This window comes from Marinomonas epiphytica (assembly GCF_054780655.1).
The window spans coordinates 151,145-174,451 of record NZ_BAAGVX010000033.1; the positions used below are offsets into that span (position 1 = coordinate 151,145).

The 23,307-nt window shown below is 44.8% G+C and carries 23 protein-coding genes; 3 read left to right on the forward strand and 20 right to left on the reverse strand.

The genetic code is table 11. The features are described 5' to 3' along the window. Positions 1-95 precede the first annotated feature (95 nt). The gene (locus ACYVGZ_RS11000) at positions 96-3,542 is read left to right on the forward strand and encodes a PAS domain-containing hybrid sensor histidine kinase/response regulator (RefSeq protein WP_460755291.1); all 3,447 of its coding nucleotides are present in this window, start codon (positions 96-98) and stop codon (positions 3,540-3,542) included. A gap of 26 nt (positions 3,543-3,568) precedes the next feature. Here the strand turns inward: ACYVGZ_RS11000 and ACYVGZ_RS11005 are convergent, their stop codons facing one another. The 18 genes from ACYVGZ_RS11005 to ppsR form a co-directional block, all read right to left on the reverse strand. Beyond that, positions 3,569-4,198 carry a TetR family transcriptional regulator C-terminal domain-containing protein gene (locus ACYVGZ_RS11005; protein ID WP_460755294.1) on the reverse strand — a complete coding sequence of 210 codons (630 nt, stop codon included), beginning with the start codon at positions 4,196-4,198 and terminating at the stop codon, positions 3,569-3,571. Between the two features lie 81 nt (positions 4,199-4,279). Then, the gene (locus ACYVGZ_RS11010) at positions 4,280-4,648 is read right to left on the reverse strand and encodes a DUF2750 domain-containing protein (RefSeq protein WP_460755296.1); all 369 of its coding nucleotides are present in this window, start codon (positions 4,646-4,648) and stop codon (positions 4,280-4,282) included. A gap of 27 nt (positions 4,649-4,675) precedes the next feature. Then, positions 4,676-5,365, reverse strand: coding sequence for a pseudouridine synthase (locus ACYVGZ_RS11015; protein ID WP_460755299.1), 690 nt, complete (start codon positions 5,363-5,365; stop codon positions 4,676-4,678). A gap of 20 nt (positions 5,366-5,385) precedes the next feature. Continuing rightward, on the reverse strand, positions 5,386-5,916 hold the full coding sequence (locus ACYVGZ_RS11020) for a GNAT family N-acetyltransferase (RefSeq protein ID WP_460755302.1): 531 nt from the start codon (positions 5,914-5,916) through the stop codon (positions 5,386-5,388). Between the two features lie 159 nt (positions 5,917-6,075). Beyond that, positions 6,076-6,696 (reverse strand): YitT family protein, encoded by a 621-nt coding sequence (locus ACYVGZ_RS11025; RefSeq protein WP_460755304.1) that lies wholly within the window; start codon positions 6,694-6,696, stop codon positions 6,076-6,078. Positions 6,697-6,836: 140 nt separating this feature from the next. After that, positions 6,837-7,142 (reverse strand): S24/S26 family peptidase, encoded by a 306-nt coding sequence (locus tag ACYVGZ_RS11030; protein WP_460755307.1) that lies wholly within the window; start codon positions 7,140-7,142, stop codon positions 6,837-6,839. 31 nt (positions 7,143-7,173) lie between these two features. Then, positions 7,174-7,674: a superoxide dismutase, Ni gene (gene sodN, locus ACYVGZ_RS11035; protein ID WP_460755309.1), complete on the reverse strand. Its 501-nt coding sequence runs from the start codon at positions 7,672-7,674 to the stop codon at positions 7,174-7,176. Positions 7,675-7,677: 3 nt separating this feature from the next. Further along, a complete protein-coding gene (locus tag ACYVGZ_RS11040) occupies positions 7,678-7,887 on the reverse strand; it encodes a hypothetical protein (RefSeq protein WP_460755311.1) in 210 nt (69 codons plus the stop codon). A 29-nt stretch (positions 7,888-7,916) separates the two neighbouring features. Next, positions 7,917-8,360, reverse strand: a complete 444-nt coding sequence (locus tag ACYVGZ_RS11045; RefSeq protein ID WP_460755314.1) for a tetratricopeptide repeat protein — start codon at positions 8,358-8,360, stop codon at positions 7,917-7,919. Between the two features lie 89 nt (positions 8,361-8,449). After that, positions 8,450-9,463: an endonuclease/exonuclease/phosphatase family protein gene (locus tag ACYVGZ_RS11050; RefSeq protein WP_460755318.1), complete on the reverse strand. Its 1,014-nt coding sequence runs from the start codon at positions 9,461-9,463 to the stop codon at positions 8,450-8,452. Then, positions 9,457-10,071, reverse strand: coding sequence for a cob(I)yrinic acid a,c-diamide adenosyltransferase (gene cobO / locus ACYVGZ_RS11055; RefSeq protein WP_460755320.1), 615 nt, complete (start codon positions 10,069-10,071; stop codon positions 9,457-9,459). The genes ACYVGZ_RS11050 and cobO overlap by 7 nt, the downstream gene beginning before the upstream one ends. A gap of 3 nt (positions 10,072-10,074) precedes the next feature. Then, the gene (locus tag ACYVGZ_RS11060; protein ID WP_460755323.1) at positions 10,075-10,689 is read right to left on the reverse strand and encodes a trimeric intracellular cation channel family protein; all 615 of its coding nucleotides are present in this window, start codon (positions 10,687-10,689) and stop codon (positions 10,075-10,077) included. Between the two features lie 33 nt (positions 10,690-10,722). Further along, entirely contained in the window at positions 10,723-11,331 is a 609-nt protein-coding gene (locus ACYVGZ_RS11065) for a histidine phosphatase family protein (RefSeq protein WP_460755326.1), read from the reverse strand. Then, positions 11,328-12,116: an adenosylcobinamide-GDP ribazoletransferase gene (gene cobS, locus ACYVGZ_RS11070; protein WP_460755329.1), complete on the reverse strand. Its 789-nt coding sequence runs from the start codon at positions 12,114-12,116 to the stop codon at positions 11,328-11,330. The genes ACYVGZ_RS11065 and cobS overlap by 4 nt, the downstream gene beginning before the upstream one ends. A gap of 11 nt (positions 12,117-12,127) precedes the next feature. Continuing rightward, positions 12,128-13,186: a nicotinate-nucleotide--dimethylbenzimidazole phosphoribosyltransferase gene (cobT, locus tag ACYVGZ_RS11075; protein ID WP_460755332.1), complete on the reverse strand. Its 1,059-nt coding sequence runs from the start codon at positions 13,184-13,186 to the stop codon at positions 12,128-12,130. An 11-nt stretch (positions 13,187-13,197) separates the two neighbouring features. Next, a complete protein-coding gene (gene rlmB / locus ACYVGZ_RS11080; RefSeq protein ID WP_460755334.1) occupies positions 13,198-13,959 on the reverse strand; it encodes a 23S rRNA (guanosine(2251)-2'-O)-methyltransferase RlmB in 762 nt (253 codons plus the stop codon). Between the two features lie 28 nt (positions 13,960-13,987). Then, positions 13,988-16,570: a ribonuclease R gene (rnr, locus tag ACYVGZ_RS11085; RefSeq protein WP_460755337.1), complete on the reverse strand. Its 2,583-nt coding sequence runs from the start codon at positions 16,568-16,570 to the stop codon at positions 13,988-13,990. Between the two features lie 421 nt (positions 16,571-16,991). Then, a complete protein-coding gene (ppsR, locus tag ACYVGZ_RS11090; protein ID WP_460755340.1) occupies positions 16,992-17,795 on the reverse strand; it encodes a posphoenolpyruvate synthetase regulatory kinase/phosphorylase PpsR in 804 nt (267 codons plus the stop codon). A 220-nt stretch (positions 17,796-18,015) separates the two neighbouring features. Here ppsR and ppsA point away from each other — a divergent pair, with 220 nt between their 5' ends. After that, positions 18,016-20,412 (forward strand): phosphoenolpyruvate synthase, encoded by a 2,397-nt coding sequence (ppsA, locus tag ACYVGZ_RS11095; protein WP_460755342.1) that lies wholly within the window; start codon positions 18,016-18,018, stop codon positions 20,410-20,412. Positions 20,413-20,639: 227 nt separating this feature from the next. Further along, positions 20,640-21,980, forward strand: a complete 1,341-nt coding sequence (locus tag ACYVGZ_RS11100) for a D-serine ammonia-lyase (RefSeq protein ID WP_460755345.1) — start codon at positions 20,640-20,642, stop codon at positions 21,978-21,980. Here the strand turns inward: ACYVGZ_RS11100 and ACYVGZ_RS11105 are convergent. Both ACYVGZ_RS11105 and ACYVGZ_RS11110 read right to left on the reverse strand, forming a co-directional pair. Continuing rightward, a complete protein-coding gene (locus ACYVGZ_RS11105) occupies positions 21,977-22,570 on the reverse strand; it encodes a 3'-5' exonuclease (protein ID WP_460755348.1) in 594 nt (197 codons plus the stop codon). The two genes, ACYVGZ_RS11100 and ACYVGZ_RS11105, sit on opposite strands and share 4 nt — an antisense overlap. An 82-nt stretch (positions 22,571-22,652) precedes the next feature. Continuing rightward, positions 22,653-23,297, reverse strand: a complete 645-nt coding sequence (locus ACYVGZ_RS11110; protein ID WP_460755350.1) for a peroxiredoxin-like family protein — start codon at positions 23,295-23,297, stop codon at positions 22,653-22,655. Positions 23,298-23,307: the final 10 nt, after the last annotated feature.

Below are 23,307 nucleotides of genomic sequence, written 5' to 3' on the forward strand. Positions count from 1 at the left end.
TTTACCCTTCCTGCCGACCATAGTCGTAGAGGATTTTGGCCGAGTATGTGGTACATTTTTAGTGTTGTAACTTTGCTTAGCTTGGGTTGCTAGATATGACTCTATTCTGGATTTTGTTGGCTATTTTATATGTCTTAGGCCTTTTTTGGATCGCCCTTTGGGGAGACAAAGAAAGCCCATTAGCAAAAAAGCTCACTCGCCACCCTATCGTATACAGTCTCTCTCTTGCTATTTACTGTACCGCATGGACCTTCTTTGGCTCCATTGGTGAAGCAGCACGCTCAGGTTGGAGCTACCTTCCCATATTACTAGGGCCCATTCTACTCTACACCTTTGCTTACCCTTTCTTAAAAAAGCTAATTAATGTCAGTAATAAACAGAATATTACCTCTATCGCCGACTTCATATCATCACGTTATGGTAAGCGCCCTTTTACCGCGCCCTTAGTAATTCTTATCGCCATGCTGGCGGTAATCCCTTATATTGCCTTGCAACTTAAAGCCTTAGCATTCAATTTTTCTTTATTCGTTGATCAAGGCGAGTCTTCCGCCACGTTCGTTGTTTTCATTGCCACTGCCATGGTGGGCATCTTCGCCATGTTATTTGGGACTCGTAAAGTAGAAGTTACCGATTATCGCTCCGGTATGATGTTGGCGATTGGTACTGAATCACTCTTTAAGCTCATCGCCATTATTGCCGTGGGTGCGATTGCATTTTGGATGCTGAGAGATTTTGATAAAGAATCGATTATCGCTAGTGTCGACTCGAGTGTTTGGCATGCTAATAGCTGGGTTTCGTTTTCTTTTATTATGCAAACCTTTATGTCAGCGGCTGCGGTTGTCTGCTTACCCCGTCAGTTTCATGTGACCGTAGTAGATCATCAGCACGGCGCTCAATTTAATATGGCACGGTGGCTATTCCCACTGTACTTGATTATTTTCGCTGCCATTATTCCCCCTATTGCCATTGCTGGGCAGGTCCTATTTTCTGACCAGATTAATGCTGATACCTATGTGATTCAATTAGCACTGGGGTCTAACAACCTAGCCTTACAGATTTTAATTTTCTTAGGGGGCATTTCTGCTACCACGGCCATGATCATTATGGCGACCTTCGCCCTTAGCATCATGATCAGTAACGATGTCATTTTGCCTCTTATGTTGGCTCGTGCCTCTGCCCAACAACAGATCTTACCCGTTTATCAAAAGCGTATTCTACTTATTCGGCGCATCGTAATGCTGGGTATATTAATGCTGGCATTTTTGTACTATCAGACCATGGCCAACAGTGAGTCTCTTGCTGGCACTGGCATACTGGCTTTCTCTCTTGTTTTACAGTTAATGCCTGCGGTTGTCGGGGGATTATATTGGCGCAGAGGCCATGCTTATGGGGTCTATACAGGATTAACCTTAGGCTTTTTGTGCTGGTTACTGTTCACCATGTTGCCTTTAACAGGCAATATGGATTGGGGCCTCGAGAGAAACCAATCTCGATCCGATCTTATTAATATTGGCACCCTCATTAGCTTGGTCGCCAACATTTTTGGCTACATTGTGGGCTCTCTACTTTCCACCGAACGCTTAGTTGACCGTCTCCAAGCCACGGCCTTTGTTAGCCCCGCCACGGAGCTTGAAAACCGTTTTTTCAAACCAAAAAGTAAAGCCACTAATGGGGATTTTTTCGTCCTACTCGAAACCTTTTTAGGGCAGCAGAAATGTCAACAAGTGCTGTCCCATTTCCAGCGCGACTACAGTGATAGCCTTGGGGCAAACGCGACACCGAACCGCCTATTTATTGACTATTGCGAACGTATTCTTGGAGGCGTATTGGGAGCCTCATCAGCACGGACCATCATTAACTCTATCTTGATTGATAAACAGATCAAGGTAGAGGAAATGGTGACCTATCTCGATGAAACGACCCAAGCGATTCAGTTTAGCCAGAACTTGTTATTCGTTTCAATGGACAACCTGGACCAAGGCATTAGTGTGGTCGACAAGGACCTACGTATTGTTGCGTGGAATAAAACTTATTTGGCCCTGTACCCTTATCCCGATGGCATGTTAAGAGTCGGCTTACCTGTAGAAGAGCTGATCCGCTATAACGCTATTCGTGGGGAATGTGGCGTTGGTCCAATTGAAGAGCTCGTTCATAAACGTCTGGAACATTTGAAACGTGGGACGGCACACCGTTTTTTACGCCGCCGAGCCAGCGGCCGAGTCATAGAAATGGTTGGTAATCCATTACCGGATGGGGGTTTTGTTACCAGTTATACTGATGTCACTGATCATATTGAAAGCCAGCAAGCATTAAAAGAAGCCAACATTGATCTAGAAAAACGTGTTGCCGCACGATCCTTAGAAGTGCAGAGTGTGAACCAGGAGCTGATACAAGAGATTGATCGACGTAGTCAGGCAGAACAAGAACTGATTATGGCCAAAGCTGAAGCGGAAAAAGCCAATGCCTCTAAAACAGAGTTTCTGGCCCTTGCCAGCCATGACATTTTACAACCCTTAAATGCAGCTAAGCTCTATATGGGCATTTTGCAATCTTCAAAGTTAAACACCGCGTCGAGCCAAGTCACTCATAAACTGGCCGACGCCTTAGAATCTACCGAGGCCCTGATTTCGACGCTATTAGAGATCGCAAGATTAGATCAAGGGGCCGTTCAGCCTAATCTGAAGGACTTTAATCTACACGATATCCTGACGCCCATTATTGCCGAATTTGAGGTGATTGCAGAAAACAAAGGCCTGCGTTTAAGCACCTATCTACAAGCCAGTAGAGTACACTCAGATCCGCTGTATTTACGCAGAATTATTCAAAACTTTGTGTCAAACGCCGTTAAATACACACAACAAGGAAGAGTGTTGTTAAGCACCCGACAACGACCAGAGTATTTGTACCTACAAGTATGGGATACAGGGGTCGGTATTCCAGCTGCCGAACAGCAGAAAATTTTTGACGACTTTTACCGTTGGGAAAACACCCAAGAACCGGGCATGGGATTAGGTTTAGGCTTAGTAAGACGCATGCAAAATCAATTAGGCCTGATCACGGAAGTACAGTCGATTCCCGGTAAAGGTAGCCGGTTTGGCATACGCATTCCCCTTGCGGAGAATCAAGCAACTGAGGTCAGGATTAAAGATCAAACCTCTAAGCCACAAGAAGGTAATGTGGCACAATGTTCTATTTGGTGTATCGATGACGATGATAAGAACTTAATCGCCACACAAGCTCTCCTAGAGCATTGGCAATGCGAATGCCGTACTTTCAATCAATACGAGCAAACCTTAAATGCTTCAGGTGAGGCTGAGCTGCTTATTGTGGACTACCATTTAGACAAAGATCACGATGGTATCAGTCTTATTAAGGCTCTGAGACAAAAGTCAGGTTCAACTATTCCCGCTATTTTACTGACAGCCATGCGCGACCCTGAATTAGTGGAGACCTGCAAAAAACTCGCCATTACTTATATGGCAAAACCAGCGAAACCGGCTAAAATCCGTGCCTTAATTCAGCATATCAATTCGAGCAAGTAATTCCCAAGAATGCTTAGGGAGCAGCCCTAAGCATAGTCTGGTGGTGTGAGTTTGCAGCCAGCCAATATGATGGCGCTAACCGTGTCTCCGACCTTGCTTTTGTCCTCGTCAGATAGTGCTTGATCTTTATTTAACGCACGAATCTGAAACTCAAAATCCGCATAATGCTGAGTAGTTGCCCAAATCATGTAAATCAATGCCGCTGGGTCTACTTGGCCCATTTTACCCGCTTGGATCCAAGCATTTATTAGACCAATGCGCGACTCAAACCAAGGCCCAAGCTCTTCTTTAAGGTAATCGCTAATATGATAAGCGCCACCTAGCACCTCCATCGCAAAGATCCTTGAAGAGCGCCCTTTCGTGAAGCTGTATTCAAGCTTAGTGCGGATAAACTGATCCAATACGACAGCTGGATCATCGTCTATTGTTGCTTTCGCAAACACATCATTCCAACCCGTAATGATTTTATTCAGTACCTTCTTATAAAGATTTTCTTTACTCTGAAAGTAATACACTATATTGGCTTTTGGTAACCCCGCTTGGTCAGCAATACTTTGCAAACTCGCGCCACTATAGCCATGCAGGCCGAATTCTTGCTCCGCTGCTTCTAAAATTTTATTGAGTGTTTCAATTCGGTTAGCTTGACGAATACTCATTATTTAACCTTTTAATTGGTTGTTAAGCTCGGTTCAACCCATTGTCATATTTTACTTAGCGCTTTAGTAAACAACGACTTTCTAAGCAAGCAAATCGGTCAATTCTTGTGCGCTCGACAATTTACCTTCGTCTTCTATGTTTGGAAAAACAGCAATGGTGATGTTATCCATCTTAAGGCTAGGTAACCACTCGCTTTTGAATGTCTCTAAACTTACCGCCACAGGCTCACAGTCTTCCCAATCTTCAATGGCCCACTGGCTGGCAAATTCTGCATCTGGCCATACCATCACACAGTCGCCATCGTCTGTTTCGACCATAACGAAGCCTTCTTCATTACTTAGACTCCACACTTGCTCGGAAGCTTTTACTTGACTAACAAAGTGCTCTAATCTTTCTGCATCAGGCGCCATTAGCAGCTGAATACGTTCTTCGGTTGATAATTCTTTCATAGTGAATATTTACTCTTTTAGCCGAAATTAAAATAATGCGATTTCTTGTTCAGTTAAGGCACGGTATTCGCCCTCTAATAGGGTTTCATCTAAACACAATGCCCCTATCTGGTCGCGATGCAATTGCAATACCTTATTACCGACCGCTGCTAACATACGCTTAACCTGATGATACTTGCCTTCTTGGATGGTTAAGTAGATTTCTTTCTCGTTAACACTTTCCACTTTGGCAGGTAAGGTCGGTTTGTCTTCACCGTTGAGCATGACCCCAGTTTCTAGTGAGGCAATCGCATTGGCATCAATTGGCTCTGCCAAGGTAACTCGGTAACGTTTTGGACAAGCATTTCTAGGAGAAGTAATGCGGTGTAACCATTGCCCGTCTGTGGTTAACAGCAAAAGACCTGTGGTATCCATATCTAGACGCCCCACAATGTTTAAATCCTGCCCTCTATGGTCTGATAACAAATCCAGCACAGTCGGGTGATCAGCATCCGTATTAGCACACACGTAACCTGCTGGTTTATGTAGCAAATAATACCCTTCTGATGGCCAGGCTAGGGATTCACCATCTAAGCACACTAGATCATTTTCTTGTACAGCATGATTGGCCTTTTTAACCACCACACCATTGACTGTTACACGCTCTTTAGCCGCAGCAATTTTCGCCGCTTTTCGAGATAAGGCAGTAACATGGGATAAATAAAAATCGAGTCTCAAAGGAAGACCTTAAAATTGAGTTAATTGAACACTTCGTGAGTGGGTTCTATTTCTTTATAAAAGAATGTGGAGTTATGCAACATACCATTGGCACTGCGGGTATAGTTTGGTACTTCACCAAAAGGCACATACCCCATGCCAACATACATATCATGGGCAATATCGTCACTGCGCACTTCTAATATGAGAAGTTGTCTTTGCATGGCAGCGGCCACACGCTCTACGCCTTGCATGAGCATACCACCTATACCATTTTCCCGTGCTTGAGTATGCACCATTAGCTTTTCAATATCGCAACGATGCAGAGCATTGGCTTTAGGAGACATGCCAATTTGAACACTGCCGACTACTGTGTCTTCATCGCGTACTAATAATACCTGGCGAGCGTTAATCTGCAGGTCATCATTCACACTAAGCCAATAAGACTTGGCTTCCGTTTCGCTCATAGGGGGTAAAAAGCCAATTGGTGCCCCTGAATCCACGGCATCACAGAGCAAGTCCGTAAGGTCATCAAGGTAGGGAAGCAAACTGTCTACTTTTAGCAGTTCCAATGTTTAGTCCTTTTGTTCATACAATAGGCTAATGATACCTGAGCAAACGGATGGAAGAAACGCTAAGCAAGCCTTCTTAATGGACAAACCTGGTTTTGATGGAGATAAACTGGGCTGTCCATTACAAGTTGAATTTTTAAACCTTTTTCGCACTACTCACTAAACATTACCCATGTAACGGCCAGGCTTATGGTTTACCGTTATAATCATGTTCAACGCCACGGCACCGACAAAAGACACAGCAATAAGCATTAAGTCCACCATGAAAAATGACATAAGAACAATCACACAGTCGATTGCCATTTGGAACTTGCCCATGGACATGCCATATTTTTCAGCTAAATAACGAGCCAGTATATTCACACCACCAAGGCTTGAATTGTGGCGAAACAGCATTAGAAAGCCAACCCCCATTAAGAAGCCACCCGCAATACTGGCATAGATTGGGTTAACGCTGTCAAATGAGATAACCAATGGCGTCACATCTGAAAAAACAGACAAACAAAATACCGCCATAAAGGTCTTAACCGTAAACCCCCAACCAAAGTGCCAAATAGCCAAGGCATAAAAGGGTAAATTTAATAGGAAAAAGGCTTGTCCAAAGCTTAATGGTGAACTGTATTGCAATAAAAAGGCAAGCCCTGCTGTCCCGCCTGTTAATAACCCCGCATGGGAAAATAAATTCACGGCCAACGCAATAATTAGGGTGCCAATGATCATCGCTTGCGCATCTTCAAGGCGAGTGTGTTTCTTAACTTGTGTCATAGTCGCAGAGGACATGTCAGTCTCCAAGATTGAATGAGATAGGAATGGAGGGCATTTTATTGAAACTAGACAGCAAGACCAAGGGTATAGCAAAAAGAAGAATGACGAAAAACCGATAAAAGTGTCTACTTTTGTAGACACTTTTATCGACAGTATTAAGTTTGGGGAGCAGCGGGTTTAGTTTTACCAAAATGGGTCAACACTTTCCCCAATACGCGCCGAGGTGACACCCAGCCGATACGCTCCGACAGTAAGCTTTGCGGGTTCTCTCCCCCTAACCAAAGCTGCCCATCTGGCGCAACATGCAGGATTTTTTTCACCATGACGCCGTATAAAGCATGATCAATAACGACTATTTGACCTACTTTCAAACGACGATACCAACGTGCAGTTAATACGTAATCCCCATCCATTAGGGTTGGTGACATGCTGTCACCATCGACCTTAATTAAATTAAACATAGGGCCTCCTTGAACTGACTTATACCCTGAATTAGGCTTTTAAATCGGCATAAACAACATCTAAACTCGGTGGATAAGGGCATGGAGCGCGATAAGTCGGTACGCTTTTGGTTAACCAGAAAGTCTCAGCAAACTCATTCACCAATTCCACTAGCTTCTCACCTTCTTCACGAGCAATACTTTGCTTACATTTTGACGCCTGCATCATAATGGCATGAGCCAGATCGTGGGCATTAGGCACTTGCTCAAATTGAGGACCTTTGAAGTAGTCACCCCAAATAATACGTACCGCTTCTTTCACTTCTGAGCTAGCGGTTTCTTTCTCTGCCACTAAACGAGCAAGCTGCGCTTGGTCAGCCAGACTCAGCTCTTTGTCAGACATTTCATGAATTAAGTCCATAATACGAACACAACTTAGTGCGGCTAACTGTGCAGTCGCAGGATCATAGATTTTACATGGAATATCGCAATGGGCTTTGGCACTAGACAAACCAACAAGCTTATCAAGTGTTTGAATCATAGAGTGCAACATAATCTATTTCTCCTGTTCTTTGTTTTGGTTACGACGAGACATTTGTTTATATACAACACCGCCTACCATCACGGTACCAATCGCCACCATAGTTAAAATATGAATAGGTTCACTCGTCCAATGGGAGTGATCATGACCTGGGTGCGCACTAACTAAAGAGCTACACACAGCCAAAGGAGTTAGGATGAGTGACTGTTTAAGCGTTTGTTTCATGACTGACCTCGCAATAGAAATGTAAAAAATTAATGGGATAGCGCCGTATTTGAGTAAGACACAGCATTAGTAAGTGCCTGCATTAACGCCTTACTTTGAGACGTAAACGCTTTACCATGACTTTTGCTAAACAGTTCCCATTCAAAACGAATATGAGAGGCAGTACGGGCAATAAGTGCTTTATGCTCGTCTGCAAGACCCTCTCGTTGTAACGCGCTTTGTAAGAAATTTACTGCTAGCTCGTATTGACTGTTTGCTGAAATGAAGTCCCCAAGTGCTGTATAAGATTCCGCTATATTGAGGTAACTGACTGTCGCGGCTGCGACCATGGATTCTGCGTCTTGTCCGAAATCTTCTTTAATAGAAGCTTCCAACCAAGACAAAGCCAGCCGATTAAGTTCCACTGACTCCATGTAAGCATGGCTTGAATAAGCGCGATTCGCTTGGCGAGTAAGTCGTTCCCAATACTGCATCTGATCCTCCATCAACAAAAGTAATGAGAATCATTATTGTATATTCAAAGCCAAACGTCCAGTTTATTGAGAATAAATCTCATTAATATTTAATAATCTAGATCAATATATACCAGTCTGTGATCAGAGGTATCCTGTAACAGCGAGATCAAGGGGTCTTCCCTGCTTGGCCAGAAGACCCCTTGATTAACAAAGGTTAGTCCCGAACTGGGCCTTACATAATCTGCCATCATGCGCCAATCAGCAGTATGGTATTCGCTATACGCTTGATGCGAAGAGTGCTGCCTAGCACCTTCACTTTCGGGAAATGGGAGAGACAGCATCGAGGGGTGAGTCAATAACTGCGTAATGGCTTCCTGAAAAGCATCGCCACTAAAGGGAGATGCATTTAAGTCCCCCATTAAAACAAACTCACCACCCGCAAACCCGCCAAGCACACCCTGATCATCATACATATAGGGCTCGCCAGACAGGTAGTCTTGCCAGAAACGGATCTCGTCATGATTACGACAGGCATTACGCCTTTCTTGGCCATCAAAAACCGGTGGCGTTGGGTGAGAGCACAAACAATGCAATTGTCGATCATCTAACTGAACCACAAGGTCCCAATGAGATTTAGATGACAACGGCAAAACGGCCAAGTCCATTTCGTCAAACCATGGGCTTGCATCTTGTTTTTGGGGGAGTTTGGCATTTGGCATATCACGCCATAGAAAGTGCTGAAATGTCCGACTTGGCTTATCTAGAATTGGAAAACGCGAAACGAAAAGCATACCATATTGGCCTGGAAACCAGCCAAAACCCAATGCGTCGGCCCCTTTATTAGACACTATACCATCTTTGTCGAAATCTCGACCCGAAGGTATTCCCGTATTAACCGGGCGATAAAATGCATAAGGGTATTGATCAGAAAGCTGCTTCACCAAACTAGGACAAGCGTCGTAATCCACTTCATTGAGCAATAAGAGGTCAGCGTTAATATGCTTGATGACAGAGAGAATGGCATTCACTTGAGGGTCATCTTGCCGTGCAATAGCCGCCTTAAGCGCCCCAACATGAGGACGACTTAAGGCCGTATTATAGCTTGCTAGTCGAATTACCACTCAATACCAGCTTGAGCTTTCACACCATTCGCGAAGGCATGACGCTCATTATTAATTTTACTGTGTGTATCAACACTGTCTAACAATGCCCTTGGTGCTGTTCGGCCAGTCATCATGACATTCTGATGCTCAGGGCGTTGCGCCAAAGCGGTCAGTAAATCGGCTTCCTCTAAATAACCATATTTATACATGTAGGTTATTTCATCTAATAAAACGAAATGTATTTGAGGGTCATTAAGCACCTTTTTCGCGAGCTCCCAAGCCTGTTCTGCAGCTTGCTTTTCAAGCTCAGGGTTGCGCGTTTCCCATGTAAAACCATGCCCCATCACATGAAACTCTACTTGTGGATGCTCTCCAAAAAAGAGCTGCTCGCCTGTTGCTTTGCGTCCCTTAATGAATTGTATCACCGCGCACTTCTGCCCATGACCAATGGCTCTAGCCATAGTGCCAAAAGCACTGGAGCTTTTTCCTTTACCGTTACCCGTTAATAAAATGCTCACCCCACGCTCTTGGGTGGCTGCGGCTATACGCTGGTCGACAACCGCCTTTTTCTTCAAAAGGCGAGCCTCGCGTTTCTCTTGCTCTAAATTGTGCTTAGACTCGGTCATAGTTTATCTCTTTTTGTAAAGCAGCCAACTGGGGTAGTACAGGCCACGGTGTATTGCGAATAACCTCAGTATAAAGATTAACGCCACCGCGTAAATCGAGTTAAATTCATGGGAAGGCACGTTTTTTTCTAGCAGAACAACCAAACAAGCTCCTAATAGAGCTGGGGTAGCGTAAAACTCTTTTCCTAATACCATGGGTGGTCGGTGGCTGAGCACATCTCGAATGATGCCCCCTGCAACCCCAGTAACTATCCCCATAGTAATGGCAATAGATGGCGAAAAGCCCAGCTGCAACACCTTGTCGGTCGCAACCACTGTAAACAAGGCTAAACCAAATGAGTCTGCATAATGAAATACGGTTTGACGATTTTCTATAACTCGCACGGCAAAAAAGGCAAATGCAGAGGACAGACATGCCACCCACAAATATGAAGTGTCTTTTACCCAATAGACGGTTTCCACCGACAAAATGACATCACGAATGGTGCCCCCCCCTAGCGAGGTCACCATTCCTAAAAACAGCAAACTAAACAAATCCATGTTCTTTTTACCCGAAGAAATGACTCCGGTAATTGCAAAGGCAGCAATACCTATCATGCCTAGTACATACAACAACATACGTTACTCTCACAGACTATTGGCCAAAGCCACTTATAAATTGTTATTTTGCGCCACCCAGTCCCCTGCACCGAGACTTTTCAACGCCACTAATTCACCCTGTACCTGTAGCTCACTGATACTGCAAAACCCTACATCAATCCGATGCGACTGTTGCAAAGGCCATTGACAAAGTAAGCTGACCAGTACTTTAATCACACCCGAGTGAGTCACCAAAACACAAGCATCCGTTTGCGATGTATCCAGTGATTGCCACCATTGCCACAGGCGATCAGCTAAATCTTGTAAAGACTCCCCTTGATAAGGTGCACTGTTTGATAAGTCGGCAAACCAAGCGTCAATTTGCTGCTTACTGATTTGCTCCCATGTTGTCCCCTCCCAATCTCCAAAATCCAATTCTTTTAATGCCGTTATAGGTTTTGATTGACCCGCCGACACTCGCTCGGCAAGCTGTGACGCTCGGCTTAAAGGACTATGGAAATAAGCTATGGGATGACCAAATTTACCGTGTCGTTCATATAAATAACGCTGTATTGCTTCGGCCTGTGTTTGCCAGCCGTCAAGGATGGGCACGTCTAACTGGCCGTAACACAGCCCTGTAGCAACGTCAGGTTTAGGGTGACGTACGAGGTATAATTTCATGAAAAAGAGGCCAAAAGGATAAACAACACAAGCACTTCGCTCAACTGTTCACTTGCTCCTAATGTATCACCATTAAAGCCTTGAATTTTCTTATTCAAGTAAGCCTTTAACAAGCTCCAAAAACCAATCAATAGCAAAACCACAACCCATAATTCAGTGAGGTTGAAAGCAAAAAGTAACATCAGCAGAACAGGCGTAAGAGCCACTAGCCAGTCTCGCTTAGAAAGTTTAGCGATCATGTTAAGCGCCTTACTATTACCTAAAGTGACATAGTTCAAAAAGCTCATTAACACGAGTGGGGTTAAACGAGCCACAACCTGCACGGCACACCAAGCAACCAGCCCTAAGAGCAAATCTAAAAAGGACTCTTTAATATGGCCTAACAACTCGGTTAATAGCAGCCACTTTAGGGTCATCACAAACCAAATAGACAAAGCCCCATAACTGCCTATTCGCGAATCTTTCATGATTTCTAAGCGCTGCTCGGGTGTCCAACCACCTATCAGGCCATCCACACTGTCCATCAGTCCGTCTTCATGAAAACCACCGGTAATCAATACCGCAGTTAGCAGCATCAACAAGGCTTGTAATGACGTCGATAAATCAAACCACAAAGACCAAGCACTGATGATTCCAATGACCACTCCTACCCAAGGCAAGAAGGCAATGGGGTTCATATGTGCCACATCATCAGACCAATCTACTTTTAAAGGCAAACGGGTATAAGTGACAAGGCTTCGCTTAAAGCCCTGCCAATAAGGCTCAAATTTTACTTTGTTCAACACTTGCCCTCCAACTAGCCTTTGCTGACCCCAGCATCATCAAAGCTTGCCATTTGTTCAAGAAACAAACAGGCACTTTGAATCAAGGGGTAAGCCAAAATGGCCCCAGAGCCTTCCCCTAAACGCAAGTTAAGAGACAGGATAGGCTCTGCTTTGAGTTCGGTTAACAATCGTTGATGAGCCTGTTCATTGGATTGGTGTGCAAAAATACCAAAAGCCGCCACATTAGCAGATACCTGTTTAGCAAGCATAAAGGCCACCGAACAGATAAAACCATCGACCACGAACGCCACCCCACGTTTAGCAGACTGCAGCATAGCGCCCATCATGGCGATGATTTCAAAGCCGCCTAATTGTTCAAGCAAGGTCTGTATCGACCAAGATTGAGCGTTCCGTCCTGTGTGTTGTTCAGCCCGAGCAATCGATTGTGCAATAACATTCGCCTTATGCTCGACCCCCGCTTGATCTAGCCCCGTTCCGCGACCCACCGCTTCGACAACAGGCATATTCAATAACACAGACATTAAACCGGAAGAGACGCAGGTATTGCCGATCCCCATTTCCCCAAACATTAGCAGGTTCACACCTTGCTCAATGGCGTTATTGACTTCATCGACGCCCGCTTGTATGGCCTGCTGGCACTGATCAGCGCTCATAGCAGGTTTCAGACTGTAATCTTGACTAGCAAGGGCCACCTTACGATCAGAGATCAAAGGGTGCTTAACAAGGGTTGCATTCACACCAACATCAACTATCTCTAGCGGCACTTGATTCTGACGGCAAAATACGCTGACCGCCGCACCACCAGCAACAAAGTTCATCACCATTTGTTCGGTTACTTGCTGAGGAAAAGCGCTCACCCCCTGGTCAACAACACCATGATCGGCTGCGAACAGGATCATTTTCGGTTTATCAACTCTAGGTGTGAGGGTTTGCTGAATAACACCGAGTTGTAAGGCGAGATGCTCAAGCTCCCCTAAAGCACCAAAGGGCTTGGTTTTGTTGTCTATTTTGCGCTGTAACTGAGTCCCAATCTCTCCCTTGGGTAACGGGATATGAAAGTCATCGAACAAGGTTTAATCCTCTAGTTTTTGGCACTACGCTGACGCACAGCTTCGTACAAACAAACACCAGTCGCCACTGAAACGTTCAAGCTAGATACCACTCCAGCCATTGGCAGTTTCACCAGATAGTCACATTGTTCTCTAGTCAAACGGCGCATTCCATCCCCTTCCGCGCCCATCACGATGGCGCTTGGAATGGTCAGGTCTTGTTCATACACTGTTTGTGTAGCTTCTCCTGCTGTACCAAAGATCCAAACACCTTGGTCTTGCAGTTTTTTCATGGTTCGAGCGAGGTTAGTAACGGCAAATACCGCCATACTTTCCGCTGCACCACAGGCCACTTTACTGACAGTTGCATTCAGGCTTGCCGACTTATCTTTTGGAATGATGACCGCATGGGCGCCCGCTGCATCAGCACTGCGCAAACAAGCCCCTAAATTGTGAGGATCTGTCACACCATCAAGAATGACCAACAAAGGGTTGGTTTGCAGACCATCGACATAGCGGTGCAAATCAGCTTCATCACCCGCTTTCGTCATTTCCGTAAACGCCACCACACCTTGATGCACAATGCGCTCTTTGTGCTTAGTGAATAACTGATCAAGGTCACGACGAGCCGCTGTACTGTAGCGTACCTTAGCCTTCTTGCACAGCTGCATTAAGCGCTGAGTTTTCTTATCGTCACGCCCTTCTTGAAAACGCACTTCTTTAATGCGGTCAGGTTGTTGTGACAAAGCATTTTCTACAGCGTGTATACCGTAGATCCATTCTAAATCTGACATTTTTTAATCGTTACTCTACTATCAAGGCTTAATCATTGGCACGCGCTTTGGCGTTACTTTTTTTCGCTTTTTTGGCTTTCGCTTTTGGCTTGGCTTTCTTAGCTGAAGGCTTTTTGCCCACTGGCGACTTGCCCGTTAATTGCGCATTTTTACTCTTTTTCTGGCGTACTTTCTTGCCTTTTGAAGGCTTTCGTTTTTTGGGCTTAGTTTTATCGGCTGATTGTTTTTCAGCGTTTTCTTTAGCCTTTTTAGCCACACTTTCTTTGCTTGACGATTTAGGTTTAACACGTCCTCCTAACTCAATGGGAGGCAATTGCGCCAGCTGCATTTCTAGCTCTGTTACATCGTCGCGCTGTACTTTTTTACGTGGTGTTGAAGTGGTTTGGTCTAGGGTCAAATCAATTTTACGCTGTTCTAAATTGACGCTAGAAACTCTCACTTTTAACGAATCACCCAAACGGAATACACGGCCAGTACGCTCACCAATAATGGCTTGGTGCTCCATATCATGGACAAAGTAATCTTGCCCTAATCCTGAAATATGTACCAAGCCATCAACAAATAGACCTTGTAACTCAACAAATAAACCAAAGCCTGTTACTGCAGTCACAACCCCGTCAAAGGCTTCCCCAAGATGCTGCTCAACATACTGACACTTAAGCCAGGCTTCAACATCTCGGGTGGCTTCATCGGCTCTACGTTCTGTTAAGGAACAGGAATCCCCCAAACCGTCCATGTCAGCATGATCGTAACCGTATATTTTCTTAGCTTTTAATATGGGACTACCTGCAACCCGATGAGCTTGACGAACGACTGGACGTCCTTCCCCACGTATCAAATAACGTATGGCACGATGCACTAATAAGTCTGGGTAGCGACGAATGGGCGAAGTGAAGTGAGTGTAACCACCATAATTGAGGCCAAAATGTCCCATATTATCGGCTTGGTACACAGCTTGTGACATAGAACGCAGCATCATGGTTTGGATGCTTCGAGCATCGGCTCGGTCTTTTATTTGTTCCGCTAATGCGGCGTAATCGTCAGGGGTTGGTTTAAGCCCACCAGTCAATTCCAAACCTAATAGACCTAGGTAGGTTCTTAGAGTTAACAAGCGATCTTCTTTGGGTCCTTCGTGTACTCGGAACAAAGCTGGTAAATCGGCTTTTAGCAGTAGCTCTGCGGCGGCCACGTTGGCACATAACATACATTCTTCAATGAGTTTATGGGCATCATTACGCTCAACCGGAACAATATGTTCAATTTTTGATTGAGCATCAAACACCATGCGCGTTTCAACCGTATCAAACTCCATGGCTCCGCGTTCATCACGAGCACCTTTCAGCACCTGATAAAGGCCACTTAAATCATCAATATGAGACACGATGCTTTGATAGCGCTCACGCAGCTCTACACCTTGTTCTTCAGGTTGCTCAGCAATCATCTTAGCGACCTTGGTATAGGTTAAACGAGCATGGGAGCGAATCAATCCTTCATAGAACTTGTAACCGCGCATTTTACCACGGCTGGTTAAAGATATTTCCGCAACCATAGCGAGGCGGTCTACATCTGGGTTCAAAGAACACAAACCGTTCGACAGCACTTCTGGCAACATGGGAATCACTCGGCCAGGAAAATATACAGAATTACCTCGCACGATCGCTTCTTCGTCTAAGGCGGTACCTTTCTTCACATAATGAGACACATCTGCAATGGCTACAAACAGCTTCCAGCCACCAGGGGTTTTCTCACAATAGACAGCATCATCAAAGTCGCGGGCATCTTCACCATCTATGGTAACAAAAGGCGTATTACGTAAATCCACACGATGGGCTTTGTCTTCTTCTGCAACCTCGTTGGTAAAATGCTTAGTTTGTTGCTCTACAGCAGCGGGCCACTCGTGAGGAATATCATAGCGGTGCATGGCAACGTCGATTTCGACGCCTGGTGCCATAAAATCACCCAAAATTTGTTTCACTAGGCCTTGAGTTGCTTTGCCACGATCTGCGTAATCCGTAATTTCAGCCAACACATATTGGCCGTGTTTAGGGGTTAAGCCTGACTCAGTGGTAATCAGGATATCTTGCCCAATACGTGGGTTTTCAGGAGTGACGAAAGCAACACGGCTCTCTTCATAGTAACGCCCAACGATCTGGCTGTGCTTGCGCTCTAGCACTTCCACAACCACACCATCTAACCGGCCTTTGACCGTTCGACCAGATAAGCGGGCGCGAATTTTGTCCCCGTCCATAATGGTTTGCATTTGACGCGCAGAAAGAAAGATATCGTCGTCTGACTCACGTAAAAGAAAACCATGTCCCTCTTTATTACCTTGCACATAGCCTTCAATCAGCTCGCTGTCGAGCACAGGTCGGTACTTATCATCACGATTGCTGTTCAACTGGTGATCACGGCACATAGCAATGAGGCGGCGGCGTAAGGCTTCTATTTCGTCTTCACCTCTTAATGAGAAGGCCTCACACAGGTCTAAATGCCCTAACGGTAAATCCTGTTTGGCTAAAAATTCTAGAATGTATTCACGACTGGGAACCGGGTTGTCGTATTTTGAAGCTTCGCGTTGTTGATGCGGGTCGTTAATTTGCTTCTTACTCAATGTTATTTCCTTGCTTAAAGAGATGTTATTTAAAGGCGACTCTATACCCCTATTTATAATTAATGAGTAAAATCTCATAAGAAGATGTTATTTTCATAACAAGACATAAAAACATCTCATTTATAGAGTCATACAGCGCCCTGTTTCTCTTTATCAGCCAAGTCGCCATGGCATTATTATAGAGTATTCTTAGATAATACTCTTTAGTTAAAAGAGACAGCCGAAGGTTTTCCTGAACATTCTGCAGTGAGTATTGGTAATTCCACTACAAAACAGGGGAATCAGCCGTCTACATTCCTTCTTATCGCCCCTTTCTTTGATTACATTTCGAACTAAAGAAAAATTTTTTATGCTTTTTTGTCTGTTTTTTAGTCAAGATAACGTAACCTATCGAATATATTGATAGTTTAGGGTGTTATCTTCACTGTCTGTGGCGCTCTAAACTCATCTCAGCCATCACTTTGGTGGAAATTTCTTCCACAGAAAGTTTTGTGGTGTTCAGGTAAGGGATACGTTCTTGGCGATACATGGACTCCACTTCTTCTAGCTCATAACGACATTGACGGGGTGAAGCATATTTACTGGACGCCATTCTGCCAGTACGAATTTCATGCAACCGGCCCGCATCTATGGTCAACCCGTAAAGCTTCTTTTTATGAGCCTTTAACAGCTTAGGGAGCCCAGCTTCAGCAAAGTCATCTTCTGTTAAGGGATAATTAGCTGCCTTAATCCCATATTGCATGGCAAGGTATAAGCTGGTGGGGGTTTTACCTGAACGCGACACGCCTAACAAAATGATATCGGCTTGATCATAGTTTTTGATGGAAGCCCCATCATCATTGGCTAACGCATAGTTTATTGCGTCTATTCTGGCGTCATAAACGCCCTCTTTCATACCATGAGCTTTAGTGGCTGCTGGTTTAGCCTTGACCCCTAAGGCAGTTTCAATCGGCGACAGTAGTTCACCAAAAATGTTGTAACAATGGCAACGGCAAGACTGAATAATATCGCGAATCTCGTCATCTGAAATAGTATAAAAAACCAAAGGCAATTGGCCTTTTTCAACCTCTAAATTGATTTGCCTCTGTAGCCCCTCAGCCTGATCCCTAGAGGTCAAAAAAGGCACACTTTGGGTCTCAATTGGCACATCAAAAAAAGACAGCATAGCCGAACCAAACACCTCAGCAGTGATGGCCGTGCCATCGGAAACAAAATATATTTTCATTATTTTCCCTATTTTGTTGTTATCTAACGACATTTACTTTTTCGATTGAAATAAAACTACATCGAATAATCGATTTTATTCATTTCTACCCTGCTACATACAATGAGTCCAGACCTTGCAGTTTGGCAAGTAGGCTAAACAGCCTTTGTTATTGATCGTCATACGATCAGTCAGTCTTATTATAAAAACATACATTAAGCGAACTATGCGGGAGCGATAAGTGAGCAAGTTTATTAAGTGGTTTAAAGATCTTCGATTAGAAGATGTAGGCGAGGTTGGCGGTAAAAACGCTTCTCTAGGTGAAATGATTTCAAACCTAACTGATTTGGGCATTCAAGTGCCAAACGGTTTCGCAACCACTTCCTATGCGTATCAAAGCTTCTTAAAAGAAAGTGGTTTGGAAGACAAGATTCATGCAACACTAGATAGCCTAGATGTGGACGATGTTCATGCCCTGGCTGAAACGGGCGTAAAAATTCGCCAATGGATCGAAGATGCGGAATTTTCTGCAGAATTTAACCAAGAAATTGAAGCCGCTTTTCTTTTATTGTCTGGTGACGACAACAGCGGCGCGTCATTTGCCGTGCGTTCTTCTGCAACGGCAGAAGACTTGCCAGATGCCTCGTTTGCAGGCCAACAAGAAACCTACCTTAATGTCAAAGGACTGGCTGACATTAAGGCATCCATAAAACGCGTGTTTGCTTCTTTGTTTAACGATCGAGCGATCTCTTACCGCGTTCACCAAGGCTTCGAACACCAAGGTGTTGCCCTTTCTGCGGGTATTCAAAAAATGGTTCGTAGTGATATCGGTGCTTCTGGTGTGCTCTTCACTTTGGATACAGAGTCTGGTTTTGACCAAGTGGTCTTCATCACAGCGGCTTACGGCTTAGGCGAAATGGTCGTGCAAGGTACGGTAAACCCAGATGAATACTATGTTCACAAGCCTACTTTGGCTGCGAATAAACCTGCCGTGGTACGTAAAAGTCTCGGCAGTAAAGCACAAAAAATGGAGTACGCTGAAACAGGTAGTGACGAATTTGTGAACATTGTGCCAGTCACCCTTGATGAACAAAATCGTTTTGCCTTAACCGACGATGAGGTTCAAGAGTTAGCCAAACAAGCTTGCATCATAGAACAACATTACCAGCGCCCGATGGATATTGAATGGGCAAAAGACGGCTTAGACGGCAAGTTGTACATAGTACAAGCTCGTCCGGAAACCGTTCGCAGCCAAACAAACAGCCAAAGTATGGAACGCTTTAGCCTAAAGAAAACGTCTGACGTACTGATTACAGGCCGAGCCATTGGACATAAAATCGGTTCAGGTGAAGTTAAGGTACTGTCGTCTATTACAGAAATGGACCGTATTCAACCTGGAGATGTGTTGGTCACTGACATTACTGACCCCGATTGGGAACCCATTATGAAGCGCGCCTCTGCCATCGTTACCAACCGAGGTGGACGCACTTGTCATGCAGCGATCATTGCCCGTGAGCTGGGTATTCCTGCGGTTGTAGGCTGTGGCGATGCAACTCAAGTATTGCAAAATGGCAACAAGGTTACCGTGTCTTGCGCACAAGGCGATATGGGCTTTGTTTACCAAGATGAACTCCCTTTTGACGTCATCACGTCTGAAGTTGGCAACATGCCTGAGCTTCCGGTTAAAGTGATGATGAACGTTGGCAATCCTAATAGAGCCTTTGATTTTGCCATGCTTCCTAACGCAGGCATCGGCCTTGCCCGTCTAGAGTTTATTATCAATCGCATGATTGGTATTCACCCTAAGGCTTTGCTCAATCACAGCACCCTAGATGCCAGTTTACAAGAAGAAATTAATCACCGCATTGCAGGCTACGCAGGCCCTATTGAGTTCTACGTAGACAAGCTAGTGGAAGGTGTGGCGACTCTCGCATGCTCTTTTGCTAACAAACCGGTCATTGTGCGGTTATCTGATTTTAAATCCAATGAATATCACAACCTTGTTGGCGGGCCCTTATTTGAGCCAGAAGAAGAAAACCCAATGCTTGGTTTCCGTGGTGCAGCGCGCTACATCGATGACTCTTTCCGAGACTGCTTTGCCCTTGAATGTGAAGCCATTCGACGCGTACGTAATGAGATGGGACTCACCAATGTACAAATTATGATTCCGTTTGTACGTACCCTCGAAGAAGCTGAGCAGGTCACCCAATTACTGGCCGAGCAAGGGCTGGCAAGAGGTGAAAACGGTCTAAAAGTAATCATGATGTGTGAACTACCGTCTAACGCATTACTAGCAGATCAATTCTTAGACTACTTTGACGGATTTTCAATCGGTTCTAACGATCTAACCCAACTAACGCTGGGCCTAGATAGAGACTCAGGATTGATCGCCGACAAGTTTGACGAACGTAACCCAGCAGTTAAAAAGCTTTTAAAAATGGCCATTGAAGCCTGCAAAGAGCAAGGTAAGTACGTCGGCATTTGTGGTCAAGGCCCTTCCGATCACGCGGATTTTGCTGACTGGTTAGTTGCTCAAGGTATCGAAAGCGTTTCTCTTAACCCAGACACCGTTGTTGAAACTTGGCTGCACCTTAATGAAGTCATTGAAAACGCTCAACTTTCTCAAGATGCCGTGTAAAAAAATGGTTTCTTTTACGCCCTGCGTAAAAGAAACCACCCGCTGTAATTGCCTACTCAGGTTTGGGTAAGCAATTCAGAAGCCGTTTAATCGCGGCGCGTTATGCTTCTATCGTAACGTTACTCTCTAGTTTCAGCCCTGCTTTGCAGGGCTTTTTTTATATGCATTTTCTATTTGTTTGCTCACCGCTATACTGGGCTATTTACCGTTTCGCCAAAGGAAACCATATGACCTGTGTGAACGCTCAGCAACTGCTTGAGCAATACCCTTTACTCAAGCAACTTATAGCACTGCAAGAAACCAGTTGGTTCAATCCTAACATTACCAACGCTGAGCAAGGCCTACCTCATGTGGGGCTAAACGAAGCAGACCTATTAGATGCCCAAGCTCGACTTACAAGGTTTGCCCCTTATCTTGCAAAGGTGTTTCCTGAAACGGCTAAAGATCATGGGCTTATTGAGTCAGACTTAGTGCCCATTAGTGCTCTTCAAGAAGCATTAAGCGATCAATACCAAACCCCATTAGCAGGTAAACTCCTTCTGAAAAAAGACAGTCATCTACCCATTTCTGGCTCAATTAAAGCGCGAGGCGGCATTTATGAAGTGCTTGCTCACGCTGAGAAGCTGGCCTTAAATGCAGGCTTAATCAAGCTAACAGACGACTATAGCCAACTTGATCTGCCGTCCTGCCGAACCTTATTCCAACAACATAGTATTGCTGTTGGGTCGACGGGTAATTTGGGCTTATCCATTGGAATAATGAGTGCCAAGTTAGGCTTTAAAGTGAGCGTGCATATGTCTGCTGACGCTCGACAATGGAAAAAAGACAAGTTGAAGGAGCATGGAGTACAAGTAATAGAGTATCCACAAGACTATGGTGTGGCCGTTGCTGAAGGGCGCAAAGAAGCTGAATCTGACCCTCGCTGTTTTTTCATTGACGATGAAAATTCAACAACGCTATTTTTAGGCTATGCCGTCGCCGGCTTACGCTTAAAAGACCAGCTAGAGCAACAAGACATTCAAGTAAACGAAGAGCATCCATTATTTGTCTATTTACCTTGCGGTGTAGGCGGTGGCCCTGGTGGTGTGGCCTTTGGCCTCAAAATCGCCTTTGGCGATCATGTGCATTGTATTTTTGCCGAGCCAACTCACTCTCCTTGCATGTTACTTGGTGTACACACAGGACTACATGATGACATTTGTGTTCAAGATTTAGGTATAGATAACATCACCGCAGCGGATGGCCTTGCAGTAGGACGCGCCTCTGGATTTGTTGGCCGAGCAATGCAAAGGCTAATTGATGGCTATTACACCATCAGTGATGATCATATGTACCAATTGCTGGCAAGCATGGCAGAAATAGAAAAAGTACACCTAGAACCCTCCGCCCTAGCTGGCTTGTATGGGCCTTTTGTCTTACAACAACAGTCAGAGTATCTTACTAGAATGGCCTTAACGGCCAGTAAAATGCAGCAGGCTAGCCACATAGTTTGGGCAACGGGTGGTGGCATGGTTCCCGAGCAAGTCATGTCAGAATACTTAAATAAAGCCAGCCAAGAAGTACTTTAGCGACCATATAAAATATCGTCTCCTAAGGCTTTGCCAATGCTAATCGCACAATGGGCATCGTTAGCAGCATAGCGGATTTGACGCTCAGACAGAGGGTAACGCCCCCAGTTTGAGCGCTGTTCCGCTTTTGACAGACGTTTATTTAAAACCATTGCCACCCCAGCACGAGCGCCAATTGGGTTTCGATCACGAGCCAGCCGTTTCAATAATAATGACAAGTCCAACGCATTATTTAATTCAATTTGAAAACGCGATAGAGACTGGCGATCCCCTTTTAAGCCAAAGCCTAGCTTAACTAAGTCAGGATCAGACAGTAATGATTGCGCCACCCTAATCGCAGCGCCAAATTGAGTGGGTAATAAATACACCCTATCTTGGCTCGCAATCTGAATCAGTTTCGGCCCACCTGAACGCTGACCTTTTTCAAATACCGGTTTGCTTTCTGTATCAAAACCGACTAACTCTTGAGCGTGTAAATAACTCAGTGCGGCTTCGACCTGTGACTGAGCCTCAACAATATGAATATTCTCAAGGCTTACCCCTTCATAGGGAGAAAGTTGATTAATCTCATCCTTACTTGGACGACGCATTGGTTACCTCAGACACTCAAACAAAAAAACCAGTATAGGACTATACTGGTTTTGGGTCTCTGGGCATAAAGCTTTTAGCAGATTATAGTGTTTTTAATAGCTCAACCACTTCTGCAGGTTCTTGACGAGCCGTGTAGTCAGCGTCAACAAAAGCGCCTGCTATTTTACCGTCTTGAGCAATCACGAAAGTGGCCGCCAATGGCAAATCAAATTGCCCGCTACCATTATGCTGCTCCACATCGATACCAAAAGATAAGTAAATTGGGCGAAGTTCTTCTGGCAAAGAGAAAACCAAGCCTAGATCACGTGCATAGTTTGCACCTTCATCTGTTAACACCTGAAACTCTAAGGCATTTTTCTCAGCCGTTGAAAGAGAAGCATCAGGTAACTCTGGAGTAATAGCAACCAGGCTGGCATTGCTCGCTTTAATATTAGCAAGCTGATCTTGGTAAGCTTTTAGCTCAAGGTTGCAATATGGGCACCAGCCACCACGGTAAAAAGTCAGTACTACTGGCCCTTTGGCAAGTAAGTCAGCTAGCTCAACTTGGTCGCCATTTTGGTTCGGTAAAGAGAATGCTGGAAGCTCCTCACCAACTTTCGGCGCTTTATCGACAATACCAGATTCAGCTAGATTCTGAGTAGCCTGTTTCATTAGAGCCTGTACTTCTTGTGGTGCTTTTTGCACGAAACCCGCTTTGTAATCTGCAATTTGATCTTGTAATGACATGGTAAACCTC

What these genes read in the sequence shown, in the direction of transcription:
- ACYVGZ_RS11000 (WP_460755291.1), top strand. Translation starts at nt 96, where the DNA reads ATGACTCTATTCTGGATTTTGTTGGCTATTTTATATGTCTTAGGCCTT.
- ACYVGZ_RS11005 (WP_460755294.1), bottom strand. Translation starts at nt 4,198, where the DNA reads ATGAGTATTCGTCAAGCTAACCGAATTGAAACACTCAATAAAATTTTA.
- ACYVGZ_RS11010 (WP_460755296.1), bottom strand. Translation starts at nt 4,648, where the DNA reads ATGAAAGAATTATCAACCGAAGAACGTATTCAGCTGCTAATGGCGCCT.
- ACYVGZ_RS11025 (WP_460755304.1), bottom strand. Translation starts at nt 6,696, where the DNA reads ATGTCCTCTGCGACTATGACACAAGTTAAGAAACACACTCGCCTTGAA.
- ACYVGZ_RS11030 (WP_460755307.1), bottom strand. Translation starts at nt 7,142, where the DNA reads ATGTTTAATTTAATTAAGGTCGATGGTGACAGCATGTCACCAACCCTA.
- sodN (WP_460755309.1), bottom strand. Translation starts at nt 7,674, where the DNA reads ATGTTGCACTCTATGATTCAAACACTTGATAAGCTTGTTGGTTTGTCT.
- ACYVGZ_RS11040 (WP_460755311.1), bottom strand. Translation starts at nt 7,887, where the DNA reads ATGAAACAAACGCTTAAACAGTCACTCATCCTAACTCCTTTGGCTGTG.
- ACYVGZ_RS11045 (WP_460755314.1), bottom strand. Translation starts at nt 8,360, where the DNA reads ATGCAGTATTGGGAACGACTTACTCGCCAAGCGAATCGCGCTTATTCA.
- cobO (WP_460755320.1), bottom strand. Translation starts at nt 10,071, where the DNA reads ATGACCGAGTCTAAGCACAATTTAGAGCAAGAGAAACGCGAGGCTCGC.
- ACYVGZ_RS11060 (WP_460755323.1), bottom strand. Translation starts at nt 10,689, where the DNA reads ATGTTGTTGTATGTACTAGGCATGATAGGTATTGCTGCCTTTGCAATT.
- ACYVGZ_RS11065 (WP_460755326.1), bottom strand. Translation starts at nt 11,331, where the DNA reads ATGAAATTATACCTCGTACGTCACCCTAAACCTGACGTTGCTACAGGG.
- rlmB (WP_460755334.1), bottom strand. Translation starts at nt 13,959, where the DNA reads ATGTCAGATTTAGAATGGATCTACGGTATACACGCTGTAGAAAATGCT.
- ppsR (WP_460755340.1), bottom strand. Translation starts at nt 17,795, where the DNA reads ATGAAAATATATTTTGTTTCCGATGGCACGGCCATCACTGCTGAGGTG.
- ACYVGZ_RS11100 (WP_460755345.1), top strand. Translation starts at nt 20,640, where the DNA reads ATGACCTGTGTGAACGCTCAGCAACTGCTTGAGCAATACCCTTTACTC.
- ACYVGZ_RS11105 (WP_460755348.1), bottom strand. Translation starts at nt 22,570, where the DNA reads ATGCGTCGTCCAAGTAAGGATGAGATTAATCAACTTTCTCCCTATGAA.
- ACYVGZ_RS11110 (WP_460755350.1), bottom strand. Translation starts at nt 23,297, where the DNA reads ATGTCATTACAAGATCAAATTGCAGATTACAAAGCGGGTTTCGTGCAA.